The following is a 19,653-nucleotide window of genomic DNA, read 5'->3' on the forward strand; positions in this document are numbered from 1 at the left end:
GACGGCCGCTGAAATTGAGGCGATGAGAAAGCAGTTCGTCCAAATGAGAATGGTCGGGGCCATCTGATTGTCCGATTAGGTCCCACTCTCCCAGCGATATTGTCGTGCTTCTAAGTCTGAAGAAGGTACTTGCTATGTTTATGACTCAAATCCTTCACGAATTGGTCATTGGCCAACCGCTTGGCCCCCACAAATTTTTTCAAATGGTTGAGCATCCGGGTACCCGTCCCTGGTTGTATGTTCGTGTACAGTTCTCCAGACCGGGGACCATGAAAATGGGTGTACGGTATTACTGTTGCACCGATTTCGACCTGCTCCGAGGTCTCATGCGGGAGTCCTCAGATTTTTTCGCGGTTACAGACGTCATGTTGGTCACACCGGACGAACCGGAGACGGGAACGTTGCCGCGTATGGAATTGCTTGAAGAGCTTGGGGTTGCGGTTGATCCGGTGACCTTTGAGCGGGTTTACCTTTGTCGCACTCAGGGCGCTAACTTCTATCACTATGGATTAGCTCCAGGATCTGAAGACCCTGGGGAATATCAACTGATCTACACATCAGAGGAAGAAAATCCTGAGGACTGATTCTCTTGCTCTGACATTCTTAACAGCCCGGATCTGATGATTCCGGGCTTTTTTCGTCAAGAGGCCCCTATATCCGTGATGGACGAGCTCCGGGAGATTGATTGGAGACAGGGCAAAACCCGTTAGTTGAGATGAGCCTACTGACTGGCGCCTAAAATAGGTACGTCTTCAATGATTGAGCGATTCCAAATAGGCTATCAGGCGCTCCAGTCCTGTTGCCGTCTTTGCCATTTGCAACGGAATCTCGTCGAAGTGACGGTTTCGCGTTTTCATCCAATGACGCATAGATTGCTCGTTATTGCTCGTCGAATGTGACAATAGCTTGTAAAGCTCAATTAATAGGGCACATGCTTGTTTGTCACAGCTCTCTCCGGTGGCATTTGGCGAGTTTGTATGGAGCAGCTGCGCGATATTTGATTCCTCAAGCCCAAGGGTTTTTCCCGCTCTCGTTGCAGCCTTTACTAGAAGGTGATCATCCGTCATTTGAGAATCCATTAGTAAGCTCTCCGCATGTGGCCGTGCGACATCATCACTTTGTGCGATCGACTATTGGTCATGCCCAGTTCAGTGGTCCAAAGATTGGCCGGTACTTGCCCTAAGTTATTAGCCGAGAGCGACCGAACGTTGCTGGCTGAGAGCCTTCGTCCTGAGGTTCTGCCATCCTTTTGCGCTCTTCTCTCGGCGTGAGGCCGTAATGATTCCGATAGGCGGTGCTGAAATAGGAAGCGCTGGTAAACCCGCATTCGATACCAACCTGCAATACGGGCTTGCTGGAGCGGTGCAACAGCTGGCGTGCTTTCTCCAGCCGCACTTCCAGATAATATTTGGAAGGCATCGTCTGCAGGTGTTTCCTGAACAGTCGCTCCAGTTGACGTCTCGATATGCCGACGTGGCTAGCAAGATCACTGGTTGTCAGGGGTTCCTCAATATTAGCTTCGATCAGTTGCACGGCTTCGATGAGTTTGGGCTGATTTACCCCAAGCCTCGCTCGAAGGGGCACTCTCTGCTGGTCATCGCCCGGGCGAATCCGCTCACACACAAACTGTTCCGAAATGGCTGCGGCTAGTTCCATCCCGCGCTGCTGGCCGATAAGAAAGAGCATCATGTCCATCGCGGCTGTCCCGCCACTACAGGTGAAGCGGTCTCTGTCTATTTCAAACAGGTTCCGGGTTACCTTGGTGTGAGGAAAGTCCTCCAGGAGGCGATCCGTATCCCACCAGTGAATGGTTGCCCGGTAATTGTTCAAAAGACCCGCGCAGGCGAGCAGATAGGAGCCGGTACCAATACCGCCCATAGCCTGCCCGGACGTTTTTTGTTTCCTAAGCCAGGAGATAATGGTTTCGTTACCGGTTCGGGCAATGGGGCTCGCGCCACAGACAAAAAGCACATCCAGCTTGGGGAGTTTGTCCAGGCTGTGGTCAACCCGGGTTCCTACTCCGGTGCTGCTGAACACAGGTTGGCCATCCTGGCTGATCAGACAGCTCTGGTATAGCTCGGTCCCCGAAATCCAGTTGGCCATGCGCAAAGGCTCGATTGCCGAGGAGAAGGCAATCAGAGAGAAATTGGGCATCAGCAGAAAGCCAATGTGTCTGGTTTCTTCCGTGGTGTGCATTCGATAAAGGTTCTGGGATCCGGGTTCGAAACAGTGGATTGATCGGTGCGAAAGCCGATCCTTTTTACTTTAACGGTTTGACGCCGGCCTGGTAACCGGATGTCAGAATAGCGCAAATTGGCGTCGCCCTTTCTAAATTACTTGACCGTCATATCCCGGATACTGAATGAAGGAGGCCTTTCACGCATTTTGGCCAGATCTCAGTGAATAGTAGAGGTATCGGATAAAAATGAACGACCAGACAGTATCCCGCGCGCTTTTCAATGAAGTCATGGTTCCCAACTACAACCCTCAGCCGATTGTTCCGGTGCGAGGTAAGGGCAGCCGACTGTGGGACCAGGACGGACGGGAGTTCATTGATGTCACCGGTGGTATCGCCGTCAACGTATTGGGCCATTGCCATCCAGCTCTTACCGAGGCTCTGAAAAGCCAGGCGGACAAACTCTGGCACCTCAGCAACGTCTTCACGAACGAACCCGCCCTGAACCTGGCCCGGAAACTGACGGAAATGACCTTTGCCGAGCGGGTGTTCTTCTGCAACTCCGGTGCCGAGGCAAACGAGGCGGCCTTCAAGCTGGCTCGCAAATACGCCTTTGACCATTATGGCGAGGAAAAGAACGAAATTATTTCCTTCCGGCAGTCTTTCCATGGTCGGACCCTGTTTACCGTCTCCGTGGGTGGCCAGGAGAAGTACCGTGAGGGCTTCGAGCCGGTCCCCCGCGGAATTACCCATGCCGAATTCAATAACCTGGACTCCCTGAAGTCCCTGATTTCAGACAAGACCTGCGCTGTGGTGATGGAGCCCATCCAGGGTGAGGGCGGCGTTATACCGGCCGATCCTGAATTCGTGAAAGGCGTCCGGGAGCTGTGTGACCAGTACAACGCGCTGCTGGTATTTGACGAGGTTCAGACTGGTGTTGGCCGGGTTGGCAAGCTTTACGCTTACATGGACACACCGGTGGTTCCAGACGTTCTGACCACGGCCAAGTCGCTTGGTGGCGGGTTCCCCATTGGTGCCATGCTGACCACCACCCGCATTGCCAAGAGTTTTGGTATGGGTTCCCATGGCAGTACCTACGGCGGCAACCCGCTGGGCTGCGCCGTGGCCGGTGCGGTTATTGATGAGGTGAGCCGCCCAGAGTTGCTTGAGGGCGTCGCTCAAAAGCGGGCCCTGTTCGAGGAGGGCCTTGAACAGATCAATGCCAAATACCAGATTTTCCGGGAAATCCGTGGCAAGGGCCTGCTGATTGGTGCGGAACTGGTTGAAAAATGGCATGGCAAGGCCGGCGAATTCCTGGCGGCCGCCCGTGATGAAGGCGTTCTGATTCTGGTGGCCGGTCCCAAGGTTCTGCGAATGGCGCCTGCACTGAATATTCCGGACGAGGATATCGGTGCCGCGCTGCAGCGTCTCGATGCGGCAATGGAAAAGAAACTGTCTGGGAGTTAAATCTCTATGTTGATACTGCGGCCTGCCAATTTTGCAGACTTACAGGGAATTGAGCGCCTCGCAGCGGTCGCCGGCGGGAGTCTGACAACCCTGCCGGCCAATCGGGACTATCTGAGCGAGCTGATCGAACGTACCACCCGTTCTCTCCGGAAATCGGTGGACCGGCCAGGCACCGAAAGTTACCACTTCGTGCTGGAAGACTCCGATAGCCAGGAAATCGTGGGGGTGTCCGGTATTGAAGCGGCGGTCGGTCTTGGCTCGCCGTTCTACAGTTACCGGATTGAGGACGTGGTGCGTGCGTCCAACGAGCTTCAGATCCATAACAGGATTCCCGCTCTGCATCTGTGCCAGGACTACATTGGTTCGTCCAGACTGTGCACCCTCTATCTGGAACAGCCATACCGCAGCGAGGACAATCTCAGATTGCTGTCCCTTGCGCGGCTGCTGTTTATCGCCGCGCACTCCGAACGGTTCGCACCAAGAATCATTGCCGAACTGCAGGGTGTAACGGACGAGCGTGGGCGTTCGCCATTCTGGGAAAGCCTTGGCCGCCATTTTTTCAATATGGAACTGCGCAAAGCCAACTATCTGACGGGTATTGATTCGAAGAGTTTTATCGCTGACCTGCTGCCCCAACACCCGGTTTATCTCCCGTTATTGAGTAAGGAAGCGCGAGATGCGCTCGGCCGCCCGAGAGAGGATGCGATCGAAGTGCAGTCGCTGCTTGAGACCCAGGGATTCGCCTATCGAAAATACATTGATATTTTTGATGCTGGTCCCACCCTTGAAGCGCCCACCCACATGTTGAGAGCGCTCACGCACAGTCAGATCCTGCCGGTGAATGTGGTTGAAAGCATTGAAGCCGGCGATACCTGTCGGCCCGCCCTGATAAGTAACGAGGGACTTGATCGTTTCCGCTGTCTGAGAACCGTAATTGATCCCGGCAATCCCGAGCTTGGCCGGGCTGAAGCCGAGGCCCTTGGTGTGGGTGCCGGCGACAATATCCGCGTTTATTGGCTGGATCGGCCCTGAACCGGCAAAGACTTTTAGTGTTTGACCAGGAGTGACATCAAGATGATGGTAGTACGCCCTATTGGTACAGAAGATCATGAGGCACTGAGGGAGCTCGCCCGGAAAACCGGGAAAGGCTTTACCTCACTGCAGGACGACGACACACAGGTCGCCCGAAAAATGGAGAGTGCTCTCGCGGCTTGGAAAGACGGCGAGATTCCCGAAGAGGCATTTTACCTGTTCGCCATGGAAGATACCGATACCGGTCGAGTCGTCGGTATTTGCGGACTGGAGGCTGCGGTGGGCATCAGTGAGCCCTGGTACAACTACCATATCGGATCGTTGCTGCATTCCTCCCGTGAACTGGGGGTTCGCAATCTGGTGAACACGCTGACCCTCAGCAACGACCATACCGGTTACTCCGAACTCTGCACCCTGTTTCTGGCCCCGGAGGCACGCCACAGCAAGAATGGCTCGCTCCTGTCCAAGTCCCGTTTCCTGTTCATGGCGGAATTTCCTCAGCGTTTCAACGAATTCATGCTGGCGGAAATGCGGGGATACGCGGACAAGGACGGCATTTCTCCCTTCTGGGAAGGGCTGGGGCGTCAATTCTTCTCACTGGAGTTTTCCCAGGCGGATCAGCTCTCATCCATGGACAAAGTCTTCATCGCCGAGCTGATGCCCAAGTATCCGATTTACACGAACCTGCTGCCCAAGGCGGCTCAGGAGGTCATGGGGGAAACCCATCCGGATACCACCCCTGCGCGCAAGCTCCTGGAAGCAGAAGGCATGAGATACACGGGCTATGTCGACATTTTTGATGCCGGGCCGACACTGGTCGCTCGCATGGATGACATTCGCGCGATCAATAAAAGTCGGCATGCCAGCGTTCAGGTATCCGACGTAGAACTAACCGGTGAGTTGTATCTCGTCAGCAATACCGGGTTTCTCGATTTCCGTTGCTGCATGACACCGTTGCAGACGCTGGACAATGGAAAGGTTGGACTGTCACCGGCAGTGATTGAAGCGCTTAAAGTCACTGAGGGCAGCACGGTCCGGATTGTGCCGCTCTCTGTAGGAAGGAGTAACTGAAATGACATCCCCGGTAATGATCAATGGCGAATGGCTCGCCGGTGAAGGCAAACCGTTTACGTCCCTGAATCCCGCCACCGGAGATGTTCTCTGGCAGGGCCGGGCCGCGGATGAGACACAGGTTAACTGGGCAGTGAGTGCCGCGAGGGAAGCGAGTACCCAATGGGCGCTGGCCGGTTTTGATCACCGGGTGGCCGTTGCCCGCCGGTTTGCCGAACTCCTGGGCGAAAACAAGGAGGACCTGGCTATCGCTATTGCCTCCGAAACGGGCAAACCCCTGTGGGAGGCCCGGACCGAAGTTGGGGCGATGACCGGGAAAGTCGAAATTTCCATCAAGGCATACAACGAGCGTACGGGGCAACGCAGTAACGAAATGGCAGGTGGCCATGCCGTCCTGCGTCACAAGCCTCACGGTGTTGTGGCGGTGTTCGGACCCTATAATTTTCCAGGCCACCTTCCGAATGGACACATTGTGCCGGCGCTGATTGCAGGCAACACGGTGGTCTTCAAACCGAGCGAATTGACACCCGCTGTGGCCGGCAAGATGGTTGAACTCTGGCTTGAAGCTGGTCTGCCGAAGGGGATTCTCAATCTGGTTCAGGGGGAAAAGGAAACCGGGATTGTCTTGGCAAACCATCCCGGCCTAGACGGTCTGTTCTTTACCGGCAGCTCCAACACCGGGCACATTCTGCACAAGCAGTTTGCCGGTAACCCGGGCAAAATCCTGGCTCTCGAAATGGGTGGCAACAACCCGTTGATTGTCGATCAGCCCGAAGATGTTCCTGCAGCGGTCCACGAAACCATTCAATCCGCCTTTATCACGTCCGGACAGCGGTGTACCTGTGCACGGCGCTTGTTTGTGCCTGAAGGAGCGTGGGGCGATCGGTTCCTCGCCTCGCTGGCGGCGGCAGTGGAAGCGATCCAGGTGGGCGATGCCTTTGAGGAGCCTGCCCCGTTTATGGGAAGCGTGATCTCGGAAGCGGCAGCAGATGGTGTGCTGGCAGCACAGGAGCAGCTACTGCGTCAGGGTGGGGTCTCTCTGGTCCGAAGTGACAAGCTCAAGCCGGGAACGGGGCTCATCTCTCCGGGGGTTATCGACGTCACCAGGGTAGTGGATCTGGAGGACGAGGAAATATTCGGGCCCCTGCTGCAGGTCTTTCGTTACCGGGATTTCGACGAGGCGATCCAGAAGGCCAACGATACCCGTTTCGGGCTCTCTGCCGGACTTTTCAGTGATAGTGAAGAGCGTTTCCGGTATTTCTACGACCGGATCCGCGCCGGCATAGTGAACTGGAACAAGCAACTGACCGGCGCTTCGAGTGCCGCACCTTTTGGCGGGGTTGGCGCCAGCGGTAACCATCGTGCCAGTGCCTATTATGCAGCGGACTATTGCTCTTACCCGGTCGCGGGCATCGAAGCGGGGCAATTGACCCTGCCTGAAACCCTGGCTCCAGGCTTGACTCTCCGTTAAGTCCTGCGTTTGTGAAAGTCTGAAAACGCTGGGTCGTGGGGCCCGGCGTTTAATCCTGCGTGGAACAACAGAGGGCCTTCAGCTCAGAGATCAGCCGTTTTCGTATGTCAGAAGCAGGCTTGGAAAGTGGACGGCTGTTGATGCTAATAAGTTCCAGAGGTTCTCTTATCTCCGGACAAAATCGCCGAAAAATAATGTCTTCTAACGAGTGGACATTGTTGAAATGGTGGAAGTTTATAGCGTCAATTAGGGCGATTCCCCGGTTACTTTGGACGAAGGGGAGTGCATGCAAGGTGGCATTGACTTCGATCTTGGGAACAAATTTGGCGCCGGCCGCTTGGTAATGGCTGCTGAGTGACTGATACGTGATGTGCTCCGGATCGAGGGTGATCCATACCTCTTTATCCAGTAATTCCGGTGTAAGGATTTCATATTTTGCGGCTGGGTGATCCTTGTGCAAGGCACAAAAGCACGGTAGGTCAAAGACCTCCGAATCATAGCTGTGTGACGGAGCCGCCTGATCCACCAGCCCCAGTTCAAACTGTCCGGACGATACAGAGTCACGAATGGTTCTTGAATTATGGACCTGCAAATTCAGTTTCAGATCCGAATTTTCGCCGGCATAGCCATTGAAAATGGCAGGAAGAAAACTGTAACTGGGGCCGAGAATCGATGCGATATTGAGGCGCCCAAGTTGTCCATATTTCGCCCGTTCAAAGCTGTCCTCAAGTCGTTTGACGCTGCGCAGGATCGTCATCACCTCGTCGTGCAGGTACAGGGCTTCGGGAGTCGGGTTGAGCTGGCCGTTCTGCCGGAAAAACAGCTTGTAACCGATTCGGTCCTCCAGGTTATGTAACATTTTGCTGGCTGCTGGCTGACTGAAATGAAGGCGTTCCGCAGCCCTGGACATCTTCCCGGTGCTCAGAACTTCGTGAAACAGCCGTAGTTGTTTGATGTTCATGGGGTATAACCTGAGGTTAAGAGTTGTCAGTAAATTTTTATTGGGATTATAGCACCTGAGTTGCTAGGTTAGATTCAATAAGCATTAACCAAGACTTAAGGCAGTGAGCATCGGCCAGCCACTTTTATCAACGGCCGAAAGAATTGAACTCCTGCCCTCTATCCGCCCCTTTGGCGGAATTGAAGGGAGCATCCAGAATGCCGATTACAGAAACACAAGAAAAAGACCCACTGGAAAATAGTGACGCACCAATGGTCCGAATCGAAAACGTCTCCCGGCGTTTCAGCATCGATGGAGGAAAGACCTCCGTGATGGCGCTCAAGAACGTTTCCAATCAAATCGGGCGAGGCGAAGTTGTCGTCATCATCGGCCCGAGTGGTTCAGGAAAGAGCACGCTGTTGCGCACCCTGAATGGGCTGGAAGGGATCGATGAGGGCAACATCGTCATCGACGGTGTGGATATCTGCAGTAAGACAACGTGCATGAATACCCTTCGAACCGAAGTCGGCATGGTATTCCAGCATTTCAATCTTTTCGAGAACAAGACCTGCCTGGAAAACATCGTGCTTCCTCAGACAGTCGTGCTGAAAAGACAGCGCCAGGAAGCTGAGGAAGTGGCTAGAAAGCTCCTGGAAAGGGTCGGTATACCCGATCGCGAAAACAACTATCCAAGGCAATTATCCGGCGGGCAGCAGCAGCGTGTGGCAATCGCCAGGGCATTGGCGATGAAGCCGAAAATGATGCTGTTTGACGAAGCTACCTCTGCATTGGATCCCGAGACGGTCAGTGGCGTCCTCGATCTGATGAAGCAACTCGCCAGAGAAGGTATGACCATGGCAGTTGTAACCCATGAAATGGGGTTTGCACGAGAAGTTGCGGACCGCGTTATCTTCATGGATCAGGGGGAAGTTGTCGAAGAGGGGGAGCCCGATGCGTTCTTTGACTCTCCGAGAAGCGACCGGGCTCAACGATTCCTGGAGCAGATAATCTAAATCGTCGCACCAGGCTTAGCTATGTCTTGAACGAGGGCATATCTTGACTAAAAAAACTAGAAGGAGATATTGATGTTTCACCTTAAACGCACGTTATGCATTTTCCTGGTATTCCTGGTTTCGTGTTTCAGTTCCATTGTCAACGCCGACCAGTCAACCATGGATCGAATCAGTAACACCGGTGAATTCCGTATTGCGGTTCAGACGCAGGGGCCGCCAGTCAGCTTCATCGACAAGAATGGCAAGCGGACAGGTCTAGCGATCGAAATGGCCCGGACCTTTGCCGATGAAATGGGCGTAAAGCTGGTTATCAAGGACTATGACTGGAAGGGCCTGATCCCTGCTCTGATTTCCGGCAAGGTCGATATGATTGCGGCTGATATGACTCCCACGCCGAAGCGTCACATGAAGATGCTGTTTACCGATCCGGCGTTTTTCTCTGAAGTCGTCGTCTTTGCCAAGAAAGACAAGAACATTACTGATTGGAAGAGCTTGAACAGCTCTGATTATTCCATCGCAGCAGCCCAGGCTTCCTCATACGCCACTCAGGCGCGAAAAAAACTGCCCGATGCAAAACTCAAGGAATATTCCGGTGCGACTCCCCAGGTTGTCCAGTCGGTGCTGAGTGATCGGGTGGACGCGGGCGTTGGTGACCGGGCCGCTCTGTCTGGCTTCCTCAAACAAAACCCGGAGCTTGAAATTGTGGGCTCCCTGCACAAAGAGCCGCTCAGTTTTGCCGTTCGTCCGGATTCTGTGCACCTCTTGCTGGCCCTGAACAACTATCTGCGTCTCATTCGCTACGATGGTCGCCACGAAAAGATGCTGGATTACTGGTGGAACTCCACCAACTGGCAGAAAGACCACGACTGATCGTTGCGCTCCTTTTAAGAAAACTTGATTGCCCGGCCCCTTTGATGGGCCGGCAATTCTCTACCTTTTTATATCTCCACCTTCTTAATGATTCTTTCTTGGAATCGGGCTATGAGATGGCGGGATTAATACGGCATTAAGAGGCGGTAGATGGACTGGCTTGTTGAATTTTATAATTACAACATTGTATTTAATTACATCGATATCTTTGCCAAAGGAATATTGAATACGGTTTGGATATCCGTTGTATGCCTGTCTTTGTCTATATTCTTTGGGATTTTCCTTGCGCTCATGCGCATGTCAAAGGTCGGTATTGTTTGGCGTACTGCTGCAGCCTATATCCAATTTATTCGTGCTACGCCACTTCTTGTTCAGATATATATTGTTTATTATGGCCTGCCCACCCTGATCGGGAATTTTTTCAATGAATTTCAGACGGGTGTTATTGCTCTGACAATACATACAACACCCTTCATGGCTGAGATCATCCGGGCGGGAATTCAGTCGGTACCAGTTACCCAGACTGAAGGAGCAATGGCCGTGGGTATGAGCCGTGCCCAGGCTATGTACCATATTATTCTTCCGCAGGCTATTTCGAAGCTTATATCTCCGCTGCTTGGGCAGAGCGTCATCCTTTTGAAGGATACATCACTATTAAGCATTATCGCTGTTTTCGAGTTGATGGGCGCTGGTTTGCTAATGTTTTCCGAAACCGTTTCTCCATCGGAAAGCTACATTACTACCGCAATTTGTTACCTCATTATTTATCTAATAATGCTTGTTTTTTCAGGCTTTGTTCAACGCAGACTTGGCGGAACTCCGGCTCAGGTCTGAAGGAAGGGTGAACGGTTATGGAATGGTTTATCGATAAGTGGCAAGTCATCGACAGCCTGAGTCCCTTCCTGATGAAAGGGCTTTGGCTCACTTTTAAAGTGTCCATGGTGTCGATCATTCTCGGCAGTATTCTCGGTTCCGTACTTGGCATCGTGAAGACCCTGAAATGGTCGATTCCCCGGGCACTGGTTGGCGGGTATGTACATCTGTTCCGGGGTACTCCCTATCTAGTTCAGATCTACATCATCTATTTCGTTTTGCCGTCTCTGGATGTGACCTGGCTGAAGTTTGATAGCTACACCGCGGCCATTGTCTCCTTGTCTCTATACACCGCCAGTTACGTGACTGCCATTGTCGAATCGGCAATTAGGGCTGTTCCACGCGGACAGGAAGAAGCGGCAAGATCCTGCGGTATGAGCAAGGCGCAGGCGCTTTACCACATTATCCTGCCCCAGGCGTTCAAATTAACGGTTCCGCCGATGGCGAGTATCTATGTGATCGTCATTAAAAGTACGGCGGTACTGTCGGTTATCGGGATATCAGAACTGACTCGCCAGGGCGAGACAGCGATCCTGCGTATGCCCGGCGACACCATGTTTATTTATCTCCTGATCGCGATTCTTTACTTCGTGTATTGCTACCCCATGTTGAAGTTCGCCGGTTGGGCTGAAAGTAAAGTCAAAGCAAATGGTGGAAACGCGGTTCTGTAAGTGTCGTCTTCAGGATCTTAAAATCATCCGAACTTTGGGAAAAAGATGCAATCTAGAGAGCAGCAATCGGTATTGGTAATTGGCGCCGGTATTATTGGTGTATGCAGTGCCCTTGAGCTTCAGAAGCGAGGCTTTCAGGTGACGCTTGTTGAAGCCGACCGTCCGGCCGCCGGAGCGTCAGAGGGCAATTGCGGTCTCCTGGCTGTTGGTTCGGTGGTTCCTTTCTCCAAGCCGGGTACTTTTAAAAAGGTTCCTGGCTGGTTACTCAACAAAAATGGTCCACTGTCGATTCGTTGGAACTATTTTCCCAAGCTGATCCCTTGGTTTCTGGAATTTCTCAAGGCCTCCAGGGCGTCCCGGATCCAGGAGATCAGCCAGGGGCTGGCCGCTCTGACCGAGCACGCTTTCGATGCCTATGAACCCTGGCTGGAAGAGGCGGGAATTAAAGACCTGCTCAAACCCCATGAAACGCTCATCGTTTACGAAACCGAGCAAGAGTATAGGGATGACGTAGCCAACCTGCAGATCGAGAAGGATCTCGGGTTTGATTACGAGGAGCTCTCCAAATCCCGGCTTCGGGAACTTGAACCCAGTCTGTCTGACCAGTTTGCCTGTGGGGTCCGGCTCAAGGGGTGGTATTACTTTGCGGATCCGAAGCGTCTCGTTACCTCGCTCTATGACTTGTTCGTCAGGAAAGGGGGGACCGTTGTCACAGGGACAGTCACGTCGATCAATGTTGAAAATGGTCGAGCGACGTCGGTGAACTTCTGTGGGCAGCCCCCCGAGTCCTTCGACAATGTTGTGGTGGCCGCCGGTGTCTGGTCAAGAAAACTGGCGGACAAGTTGGGGGATAAGTTGCCTGTTGAGGCCTTGGCGGGTTACTCGACGACGGTGTCGGACCCGGGCATCGAGGTTAAGCATGCGATCACTTATGCGGCAGGCGGCTTTGTGATTACTCCGATGGAGTCCGGCCTGAGAATCGGCGGAACCATTGAAATGGGCGGAGTGGACAGCAAGCCTGATTTTGGCCGTGCAAAAGTGATCGCAGAAAAGGCTAAGCGTGTCTTCAATGGCCTGAAAAACGTCAGTGGCACGGAGTGGATGGGCTATCGCTCATTCATGCCGGATACCCTGCCCGTTATTGATCGCGCGTCGTCGGCATCCAATGTGTTCTACGCCTTCGGGCATGGCCAGATTGGTATTACGACCGGGGCAATAACAGGCAGGCTGGTGGCCGAGATGGTGGGGCGAGAGCAAACGAGTATCGGCCTTGCACCCTATTCGGCACGCCGGTTCAAGGACTAGTTGTTTTTTTCTTTCGGGATGACTTATGAGTATTGAGCGATTTCAAACTAATGCGCGCATGAGCAAGATTGTTAAGCATAATGACACCGTTTATTTGTGTGGCCAGGTGGCTAAAAACAGGAATGCTGATATTTCCGAGCAGGTCATAGGAATGCTGGAAAAGGTCGATGATCTGCTTGAGAGTGTCGGTTCCAGTCGAAGTAAAATGCTTAGCGCAACGATTTATCTGAGCGATATGAGCCACTTCCAAGCGTTGAACGATGTCTGGGATCAGTGGGTCCCGGAAGGGGAAGCGCCTGCCAGGGCATGCGTGGAGGCAAAAATGGCATCTCCAGAACTGCTCGTTGAGATCTCCGTGGTGGCTGCAGTGTGATCTTAGGGTGGTGGTGATTTCTCCCTTTGCTAAGTCCATATGCGGACCGGGTAAATCCACAACCCCTTTTGCGGGTGAGATTAACCTTATCCAAAATCAAGGATAAGGAGGAGACCATGACTGAGAAACGCCTTAGTGAAAAAGCACTCCTGGAAAACCTGGATGCCCATAAAGTCCATGCCGACGAATTGGCGCAACCTCTCCCGCAGGAACTGACCCCACTGGAGCGGCTGAAGGGCTCCGTCAAACGCTACGAGCGGCCAACCGATCCTGTGTGGGATGAGTGGTTTGACTCGGAGGAAAGTGCGACCGACGACTTCATGAATGACCGGGATCAGCCACCGAAAGATGACGAATAGCATTTCGTCGCCATATTTTTTTGAAATTTCCCAAACATTCTTGCTGATCCTGCCGTACTGCCCATCGACTGTACTTCAAATGCACCGCGAGTGTACTTCAAGTGTACTTTCAAAAGAGGGCCGGTTTATCCGTCAGACCGACTGTACTTTGAAGTACACTGAAAGTTCATTTGAAGTGCACTACGTATGTTTTGTGAACAAGCGCTTTTATTTAGCGTTCGTCGAACCAAAACTTTGAACTACGCGAATGCACGACGGAGACGCTCCGAGGCCGTCCTCCGATTGCCTTAGAGCTCATTTTCAACGGATTCAGCCAGTTATCCCGATCAAGAGCTTCAATCAGCAATCGAAGCGAGCTTCGATAATCTTTGTGCGTGGTTGCAGCGCACCAGGTATCAAGAAGCCACCGGCAGTGTTTCATGCGCATCTGTTGGACATTTTTTACCTCGGGAAAGCGCTCTTCGACTGCCGCGGCCATAGTTTCAATTCGTCCCAGGTGTCGGCGTCTTGTGCGCTCTGAACCTTTTCTACATTTGATTCGTTTGTATACGATGTCCAACTTCATCAATCGGTCTCCTTTTTCCCCCGGTTCGTCCTATGTCTTTTTCCGATATAGGAAGAGGGGACGGTAGGGCGCTGATGGCCACTCTCACGGCTGACCGCTTTTCGCCCCCGCAAATCTGCCTCCCGGTCAAAGGGCCCGGTTTGTTTTACCGGTGCAAGCTGACCACTTTCTTTCTCATACACATCGATGAAACGCTCGGCACGGAGATCATGAGGACAGCGAATACCGACGCTTTTAAGGATGGGTCGAATCGGTTGAATGCAGCGGTTGCGAAACTCTTCGTATGAGGCATTGGTATCCACCAGACAAGTTCCAGTCTCTGAAATAACACTAAGTGCGTACTCCAATGCGCGCCGCTGGTGCGACTCAATCTGAATGAGCCTGTCCTCAGATTTATAGCCACCTTTGGTTCCGTCTAACACCAACACGGCACCTTTCAGGTCCATTTCCAGTTTCAGCCGGTGCAAGTCCGCCAGGGCTGACTCTCTCGAACGCATTCCATATGCCCTTCCCATCAGGATGAAAGCAGCTCCGCGGAAATGACCCTTTTGCTCTGCGAGTTCAACGGCAAGCTCAACCTTTTCCCATGTTGCCTCTGGCAAGGTATCCCGAATGTATGAGCGCTTTCCGACAATCTTTGAAGGCTCAACAAAAATTGCCTGGTCAAGTCGGACGGCACGCATGACAACGTTGATGGTTGAAAGCAGATTTTGCGCATAGCTGACTTCCATCTGGGCGCTATTTACGAACTCTGCCAACTGCGCTCCGAATCCCAGCGCGTGCTCCAACGTGATCTTCCTCAGATCCTTTACGGGCGGATCAAGGTCCAACAGCCAGTCGATGAAAGCCAAAAATCGACTGTAGTGAGTGAATCGACTGGAGTAATGCGCATCACCTCCGTAGCTCTCCCGCAGTGCCTTTTTAACAGCATGATCTGCGTTGCGGCCCAGTCCCAGGTTTCGCTTATTGGAAACCCTCCGTTTCTTCTTCGACATATTCAGTTCTCCATTGTTTGTTAACTCCTAATTGGTGTGCAGCATTGTTGCGTGGCAAGCCCTCAGCTTATGGGGCAGAGGCCTCTGACTTTCCACGCACGGAAGACCTCTCCCCGTAGGCTGAGTCAGTTTTCGCTAGTTCCAGATACATAGCTCCGGTCTCCGTGGGCGCTGCTGCAGACGCGATTGACATTCACTCACGCACCAGCAAAGCCAGTTGGACGGGGTGGGCTTCATGTTGTCAGGCATGAAACGTGAGCGGTGGACACGCAGATTGCGTGGGTAGGGCGCGAGTACAGAATCCAAACGATGGCGATGATGACGCACCGCTGATAGACATATGATCCATCTGGCCCTGGGTTTCGTTCAGGGTTTCGTAGCTCGCTGTGTTGGAAAGTGCCCTGGATTGCCCGAAAACAGGCGGTGGACTCCTTTCAAACCTAATGCATCTCAATTTTTAACGGTTATAAAACCGATACCTAAAATTGGAGATATGTTGGGTGGAACTGATGCCGTGATGGCAAAAATGGAAGGTGAGATTCCAAAAGGAAACTCGTTTTTGAGCGCCCGTGACGGGCCTTGAAGTAGTGGATCTGTTTGATCCAGATTTTGCCGGTGTCGGCTGCTGCTTATGAAAGGACCCCAGCTAGGTCCATTAGAGGCTCACACCTCAAGTTACTGATATTTTGCAAAAATGACCGTTTGAATGTCCAGCGGAGTTTACACGAATTTCTAGTGTTTAGACGCAAATGTGCCGTGGGGTAGGGCTTTAAGCTGGATTACCTGTAACCGGTTTTAAACAAAAGCGAACATTGGCGAGCCACCTGGAAAGATGCACGTTTATATTGGAAAGCGGGCCTTTTTGCTGCGCCGGGACAGGCTAGTCAGTTTATGATGGGATTCGTTCCATTCGGCCGCCCAGGAGAAAGCGAATGAAATTCAGCCAACCCGTCCATGCAAGGTGTGAATGCGGCCAGCTCTGGCTTGAGGCCAAATCGAGGACTCTGCTGCAGTTAGTCTGCCATTGCACCGACTGCCGAGAAGCAACGGGGCAGCCGTTCACAGAAGTCGCCTTCTTTGCGCCGGGCTCGTACCGGGTCCATGGAGAGAGTCAGACGGAACAGATGGCGGGTGGCACGGGGCTTGGTAAGGTTTACCATTCCTGCGCGGAATGCGGTTCCCCCTTGTACGCCACGGTGAATGCGGTTGGCGGATCTGCTGGGGTAATCGCGAGCCGTCTTGAGAGCTTTAAATTCAGGCCGGCGTTGCATGTCTGGACCAGTGAAAAGCTGTCTGAAACGAAGCTGCCTTTGTTTGCCATCAAGTTTTCCGAGGCACCACCGAACGCAGCGGGTACTGCACTGCGGGCGGTGGTGAAGCGGCTGAAGAAAAGGGCTTAGTACGCGCCTTCGCTGTAGATTAGCTCGTAGCTGTGACTATAAATCTCCAGAATGTTGCCGAATGGGTCTTCCATGTAAATCATCCGGTAAGGCTTTTCGCCGGGGTAGTAGTACCTCGGTTTTTCCATCCGCTTTTTACCGCCTGCCTTAACAATGCGCTCGGCCAGTTCTTCCACATTTGGGTCCTGAACACAGAAGTGGAACACGCCGGTTTTCCAGTATTCGAAGTTGTCTTCAGGGTTGGTCTGGCCCTGGAACTGGAATAGCTCTACGCCAATTCGGTCGCCAGTAGACAGATGGGCGATGCGAAATTTTCCCCAGCCTGCGCCGAATACATCGGTACACATCTCACCAATCGGGCTGTCGTCTTCTTCAACATCGGTTGGTGCCATGATCAGGTACCAGCCCATCACCTGGGTGTAAAACTCGACGGCTTTTCCCAGGTCTGGCACGGAAATGCCGATGTGTGAAAAACTTCTTGGGTACACGTTGCTCATTGCCTGTCCTCCTCTCGTTTGGATAAGAAGAGGTTACAGAGAGCCATCCATTCGGTAAAATTATCATTTATTCTTTAAAAAATTACGGTTTGTAATGATTAATGCGTCCTGGTTACGTACCTTTTGCATACTGGTTGAAGTAGGTCATTTCACTCGCACAGCCGAACGTCTCCACATGACACAGTCGGGCGTAAGTCAGCACGTGCGTAAGCTTGAGGTGCAGCTCGGTACGGAATTGCTGGTTAGGCAGGGGAAACAATTTTCGCTTTCGGGTGCCGGTGAAAAGCTTTATACCGAGGCGCAGAACATCCTTTTGGCGTTGTCGAATCTTGAGCAAAAGGTCGGCGACGATCCGCCCTATGAGGGAAGTGTTCGGCTTATGTCTCCAGGAAGTGTCGGGCTGAAGCTGTATCCTCATTTATTGGCGCTCCAGAGCAAGCATCCGCAGCTTATTATTGATTACCGGTTTGCGCCGAATCCAGATGTGGAAAAGGCAATCGCCGAATCTACGGTTGATATCGGATTCATGACGTCAAAATCTACCGTGGCGGAAGTGAGTTGTACGCCCGTTGCGCAAGAATCACTGCTGCTGGTAACACCTGCTTCAGTCGAAGAGCCGGACTGGGAAACCTTGATGACCCTCGGGTTTATCGATCACCCCGATGGCAGTCACCATGCCGGCTCGCTCCTTGGTGCCAATTACCCCGAGTTTCAGCACAGTAACCTGTTCCCCAGAAAGGGATTCTCAAACCAGATTGGTTTGATCCTGGAGCCGGTCAGCCTAGGGCTGGGCTTTACAGTTTTACCAGCACATGCCGCTGAAGCCTTTGAGAAGTTTGAGGACATCAAAGTCCATCGTCTCCCTAACCCCGTCAGCGAAACGCTTTATCTCAGCGTTGCCCGGAATCGGGCACTGCAGGCGAGAATGGAGACCGTAATAGCTGAAGCCAAGCGGTGGCTTTAAACTGATCTGAAATTTACAAGTACATTCAGTTTATTTTGGATCTTTGGCCCTTAACCGGACGGCCTTTTCAGGCCGCCCCTTATGCAGGCGCTATCCCCAAATCTGAACGTTCGCTTTGCGACCACTGCACACTTCGAACTCAGCTAAAACAAAAGCGAACATTCGAGTCAGTGCCTTTCTCCAGAGCCTCCAAGCTAATCATAACCATTTCATCCAGTATGATCGGCAGAGCAAATTTCAGACGTTGAATGATTGCCTGGAAGATATGTCCGTGCTCGGCTAAGCTATTGTTTTATCGATTCATACAAAGCGTTATTGATGGTTCAAAGTCAGTAATGATTCAGTCAAATTTCTGCAATAATAAAGCGCGCTGCCGAATTTCGGTTAGAGGCAAGGAGAAAACATATGTCGACCTTCTCCCTATCACTTGATCAGTGTCGTAAGAGCCTTCGTAGTTACGATGCTGAAATCGAGGAGTTAATGGAGCTAGTCGATGGCTCCTCTGCCTTGACGTCGGAGGGTATTGCGGAGGCTCGTGAACGTTTGAAGAATTTGAAAGCATGTCTTGAGCGAGATATAAAACGGCAAAACTCGGGGGTGACCCTTACGCATCCAGAAAAAGCGGTATATATGCCAGCCATTATGCAGGCTAGGGCTGACCTATTAGTATCAGCGGCCTCACGTCCAAGTGAAGAATGGTTTTCCAACCTCTATGGAGTCCAGATTACGATTCACCATGCCTTGGAACAGTTGGAACACTGGGAGCAATAAAGCCCTAACCATACCAGTCTCGGCGACGGTTTTTACATTGCGGCTGCGCCTCCATTTCAAAACCACGCGTGCTGTGCGGCGTTATACCCATAGGAATGAGAACAAGGAGTCTTCGTTTGCTCTACAAGTTCCTACCACCTGAAAGAGTCGATGTACTTGAGGCTTTGAGGATTAGATTTACTTCAGTAGTTTCACTGAATGATCCGTTCGAGTGCCTGCTCAAAATTGGCGAAAAGGAATATGAGCTATCTCCGAGGGATGCGGTAAACAGCGTAAATTTTGTGTCCCTGTCAAGAAATCACAAAAATCTTCTAATGTGGGCTCACTACGCCGATTGCCACAAAGGGTTTGTAGTCGCCTTCCACCGAAACCATCGCTATTTTCGAGACTCGAATTCGGTCCGCTATAGGAGACAGCGCCTAGATCTTAACGGTGCGCAGCCTCACAGATTAACCCCTGAAGAAATCACGAAATCCATAACGCTCGAAAAGGCTGTAGATTGGGCATATGAAGAGGAAGAGAGGTTGTTTCTTGAGGATGTACCAAAAGACATAATGTCGGTCGGCACCGACCATTGGCAACAGCCAATCTTGCTCAACTCTTTCCCAAAGGCAAGCTTGGCGGCTGTTTATCTCGGACTTAGAGCAAGTGAAGATTTGATTGATCGCATCGCCCGAGCATTAGCCGAAAACGGAATTGAAATTCCTATTTATCGAGCGAAAGCAAACCGGGGAGAATTTTCTTTAACTTTCGATGAACTGAAACCTGTTGCTAACAAAACACCGGAGTGAAAATGTGGAGTTTAGGCGGCTCTTGTTGATCAATATGGAGCGGTATAAC

Annotated in this window: 21 protein-coding genes; 16 read left to right on the forward strand and 5 right to left on the reverse strand. The window is 52.2% G+C overall.

Annotation, left to right across the window (positions count from 1 at the left end):
- Nucleotides 1–134 precede the first annotated feature (134 nt).
- Nucleotides 135–584 (forward strand): hypothetical protein, encoded by a 450-nt coding sequence (locus MSNKSG1_RS02695; RefSeq protein ID WP_008937700.1) that lies wholly within the window; start codon nucleotides 135–137, stop codon nucleotides 582–584.
- Between the two features lie 168 nt (nucleotides 585–752).
- Here the strand turns inward: MSNKSG1_RS02695 and MSNKSG1_RS02700 are convergent, their stop codons facing one another.
- Both MSNKSG1_RS02700 and MSNKSG1_RS02705 read right to left on the reverse strand, forming a co-directional pair.
- Nucleotides 753–1,079, reverse strand: a complete 327-nt coding sequence (locus MSNKSG1_RS02700; RefSeq protein WP_008937701.1) for an MbcA/ParS/Xre antitoxin family protein — start codon at nucleotides 1,077–1,079, stop codon at nucleotides 753–755.
- 100 nt (nucleotides 1,080–1,179) lie between these two features.
- Nucleotides 1,180–2,196 (reverse strand): GlxA family transcriptional regulator, encoded by a 1,017-nt coding sequence (locus MSNKSG1_RS02705; protein ID WP_008937702.1) that lies wholly within the window; start codon nucleotides 2,194–2,196, stop codon nucleotides 1,180–1,182.
- 229 nt (nucleotides 2,197–2,425) lie between these two features.
- On the opposite strand from MSNKSG1_RS02705, the gene MSNKSG1_RS02710 reads away from it, so the two are divergent.
- From MSNKSG1_RS02710 to astD, 4 genes are read left to right on the forward strand one after another with little or no spacing between them, the layout of a single operon-like run.
- The gene (locus MSNKSG1_RS02710) at nucleotides 2,426–3,643 is read left to right on the forward strand and encodes an aspartate aminotransferase family protein (RefSeq protein ID WP_008937703.1); all 1,218 of its coding nucleotides are present in this window, start codon (nucleotides 2,426–2,428) and stop codon (nucleotides 3,641–3,643) included.
- Nucleotides 3,644–3,649: 6 nt separating this feature from the next.
- Nucleotides 3,650–4,675 (forward strand): arginine N-succinyltransferase, encoded by a 1,026-nt coding sequence (locus MSNKSG1_RS02715; RefSeq protein ID WP_008937704.1) that lies wholly within the window; start codon nucleotides 3,650–3,652, stop codon nucleotides 4,673–4,675.
- Nucleotides 4,676–4,717: 42 nt separating this feature from the next.
- Nucleotides 4,718–5,746 carry an arginine N-succinyltransferase gene (gene astA / locus MSNKSG1_RS02720; protein ID WP_008937705.1) on the forward strand — a complete coding sequence of 343 codons (1,029 nt, stop codon included), beginning with the start codon at nucleotides 4,718–4,720 and terminating at the stop codon, nucleotides 5,744–5,746.
- Between the two features lies 1 nt (nucleotide 5,747).
- Entirely contained in the window at nucleotides 5,748–7,217 is a 1,470-nt protein-coding gene (astD, locus tag MSNKSG1_RS02725; protein WP_008937706.1) for a succinylglutamate-semialdehyde dehydrogenase, read from the forward strand.
- A 49-nt stretch (nucleotides 7,218–7,266) separates the two neighbouring features.
- Here the strand turns inward: astD and MSNKSG1_RS02730 are convergent, their stop codons facing one another.
- A complete protein-coding gene (locus tag MSNKSG1_RS02730; RefSeq protein ID WP_008937707.1) occupies nucleotides 7,267–8,178 on the reverse strand; it encodes a LysR family transcriptional regulator in 912 nt (303 codons plus the stop codon).
- 251 nt (nucleotides 8,179–8,429) lie between these two features.
- Between MSNKSG1_RS02730 and MSNKSG1_RS02735 the strand changes: the two genes are divergently transcribed.
- The 7 genes from MSNKSG1_RS02735 (at nucleotide 8,430) to MSNKSG1_RS02765 (ending at nucleotide 13,621) form a co-directional block, all read left to right on the forward strand.
- Nucleotides 8,430–9,170 carry an amino acid ABC transporter ATP-binding protein gene (locus MSNKSG1_RS02735; RefSeq protein WP_008937708.1) on the forward strand — a complete coding sequence of 247 codons (741 nt, stop codon included), beginning with the start codon at nucleotides 8,430–8,432 and terminating at the stop codon, nucleotides 9,168–9,170.
- Between the two features lie 72 nt (nucleotides 9,171–9,242).
- Nucleotides 9,243–10,040, forward strand: coding sequence for a substrate-binding periplasmic protein (locus MSNKSG1_RS02740; protein ID WP_008937709.1), 798 nt, complete (start codon nucleotides 9,243–9,245; stop codon nucleotides 10,038–10,040).
- Between the two features lie 150 nt (nucleotides 10,041–10,190).
- Nucleotides 10,191–10,874, forward strand: a complete 684-nt coding sequence (locus MSNKSG1_RS02745; protein WP_008937710.1) for an amino acid ABC transporter permease — start codon at nucleotides 10,191–10,193, stop codon at nucleotides 10,872–10,874.
- A gap of 17 nt (nucleotides 10,875–10,891) precedes the next feature.
- Nucleotides 10,892–11,584 (forward strand): amino acid ABC transporter permease, encoded by a 693-nt coding sequence (locus MSNKSG1_RS02750; RefSeq protein WP_008937711.1) that lies wholly within the window; start codon nucleotides 10,892–10,894, stop codon nucleotides 11,582–11,584.
- A 45-nt stretch (nucleotides 11,585–11,629) separates the two neighbouring features.
- Nucleotides 11,630–12,889 (forward strand): NAD(P)/FAD-dependent oxidoreductase, encoded by a 1,260-nt coding sequence (locus MSNKSG1_RS02755; RefSeq protein ID WP_040886587.1) that lies wholly within the window; start codon nucleotides 11,630–11,632, stop codon nucleotides 12,887–12,889.
- 25 nt (nucleotides 12,890–12,914) lie between these two features.
- Nucleotides 12,915–13,262: a RidA family protein gene (locus tag MSNKSG1_RS02760; RefSeq protein ID WP_008937713.1), complete on the forward strand. Its 348-nt coding sequence runs from the start codon at nucleotides 12,915–12,917 to the stop codon at nucleotides 13,260–13,262.
- A 116-nt stretch (nucleotides 13,263–13,378) separates the two neighbouring features.
- A complete protein-coding gene (locus MSNKSG1_RS02765; protein ID WP_008937714.1) occupies nucleotides 13,379–13,621 on the forward strand; it encodes an AbrB/MazE/SpoVT family DNA-binding domain-containing protein in 243 nt (80 codons plus the stop codon).
- A 564-nt stretch (nucleotides 13,622–14,185) separates the two neighbouring features.
- On the opposite strand, the gene MSNKSG1_RS02775 is transcribed toward MSNKSG1_RS02765, so the two are convergent.
- On the reverse strand, nucleotides 14,186–15,181 hold the full coding sequence (locus tag MSNKSG1_RS02775; RefSeq protein WP_008937716.1) for an integrase domain-containing protein: 996 nt from the start codon (nucleotides 15,179–15,181) through the stop codon (nucleotides 14,186–14,188).
- Nucleotides 15,182–16,113: 932 nt separating this feature from the next.
- Here MSNKSG1_RS02775 and MSNKSG1_RS18640 point away from each other — a divergent pair.
- Nucleotides 16,114–16,581, forward strand: coding sequence for a GFA family protein (locus MSNKSG1_RS18640; protein ID WP_008937717.1), 468 nt, complete (start codon nucleotides 16,114–16,116; stop codon nucleotides 16,579–16,581).
- Here MSNKSG1_RS18640 and MSNKSG1_RS02785 read toward each other — a convergent pair.
- Nucleotides 16,578–17,078: a lactoylglutathione lyase family protein gene (locus MSNKSG1_RS02785; RefSeq protein WP_008937718.1), complete on the reverse strand. Its 501-nt coding sequence runs from the start codon at nucleotides 17,076–17,078 to the stop codon at nucleotides 16,578–16,580. The two genes, MSNKSG1_RS18640 and MSNKSG1_RS02785, sit on opposite strands and share 4 nt — an antisense overlap.
- A 94-nt stretch (nucleotides 17,079–17,172) precedes the next feature.
- Here MSNKSG1_RS02785 and MSNKSG1_RS02790 point away from each other — a divergent pair, with 94 nt between their 5' ends.
- The 3 genes from MSNKSG1_RS02790 to MSNKSG1_RS18645 all read left to right on the forward strand — a co-directional run bounded on the left by MSNKSG1_RS02790 (nucleotide 17,173) and on the right by MSNKSG1_RS18645 (nucleotide 19,604).
- Nucleotides 17,173–18,042 (forward strand): LysR family transcriptional regulator, encoded by an 870-nt coding sequence (locus MSNKSG1_RS02790; protein ID WP_040886588.1) that lies wholly within the window; start codon nucleotides 17,173–17,175, stop codon nucleotides 18,040–18,042.
- A 405-nt stretch (nucleotides 18,043–18,447) separates the two neighbouring features.
- Nucleotides 18,448–18,813, forward strand: coding sequence for a hypothetical protein (locus tag MSNKSG1_RS02795; protein ID WP_008937720.1), 366 nt, complete (start codon nucleotides 18,448–18,450; stop codon nucleotides 18,811–18,813).
- Nucleotides 18,814–18,929: 116 nt separating this feature from the next.
- Nucleotides 18,930–19,604 carry a DUF2971 domain-containing protein gene (locus MSNKSG1_RS18645; protein ID WP_008937721.1) on the forward strand — a complete coding sequence of 225 codons (675 nt, stop codon included), beginning with the start codon at nucleotides 18,930–18,932 and terminating at the stop codon, nucleotides 19,602–19,604.
- Nucleotides 19,605–19,653 lie beyond the last annotated feature (49 nt).

It is taken from the genome of Marinobacter santoriniensis NKSG1 (genome assembly GCF_000347775.1).
In the GTDB taxonomy this organism is placed as follows: domain Bacteria; phylum Pseudomonadota; class Gammaproteobacteria; order Pseudomonadales; family Oleiphilaceae; genus Marinobacter; species Marinobacter santoriniensis.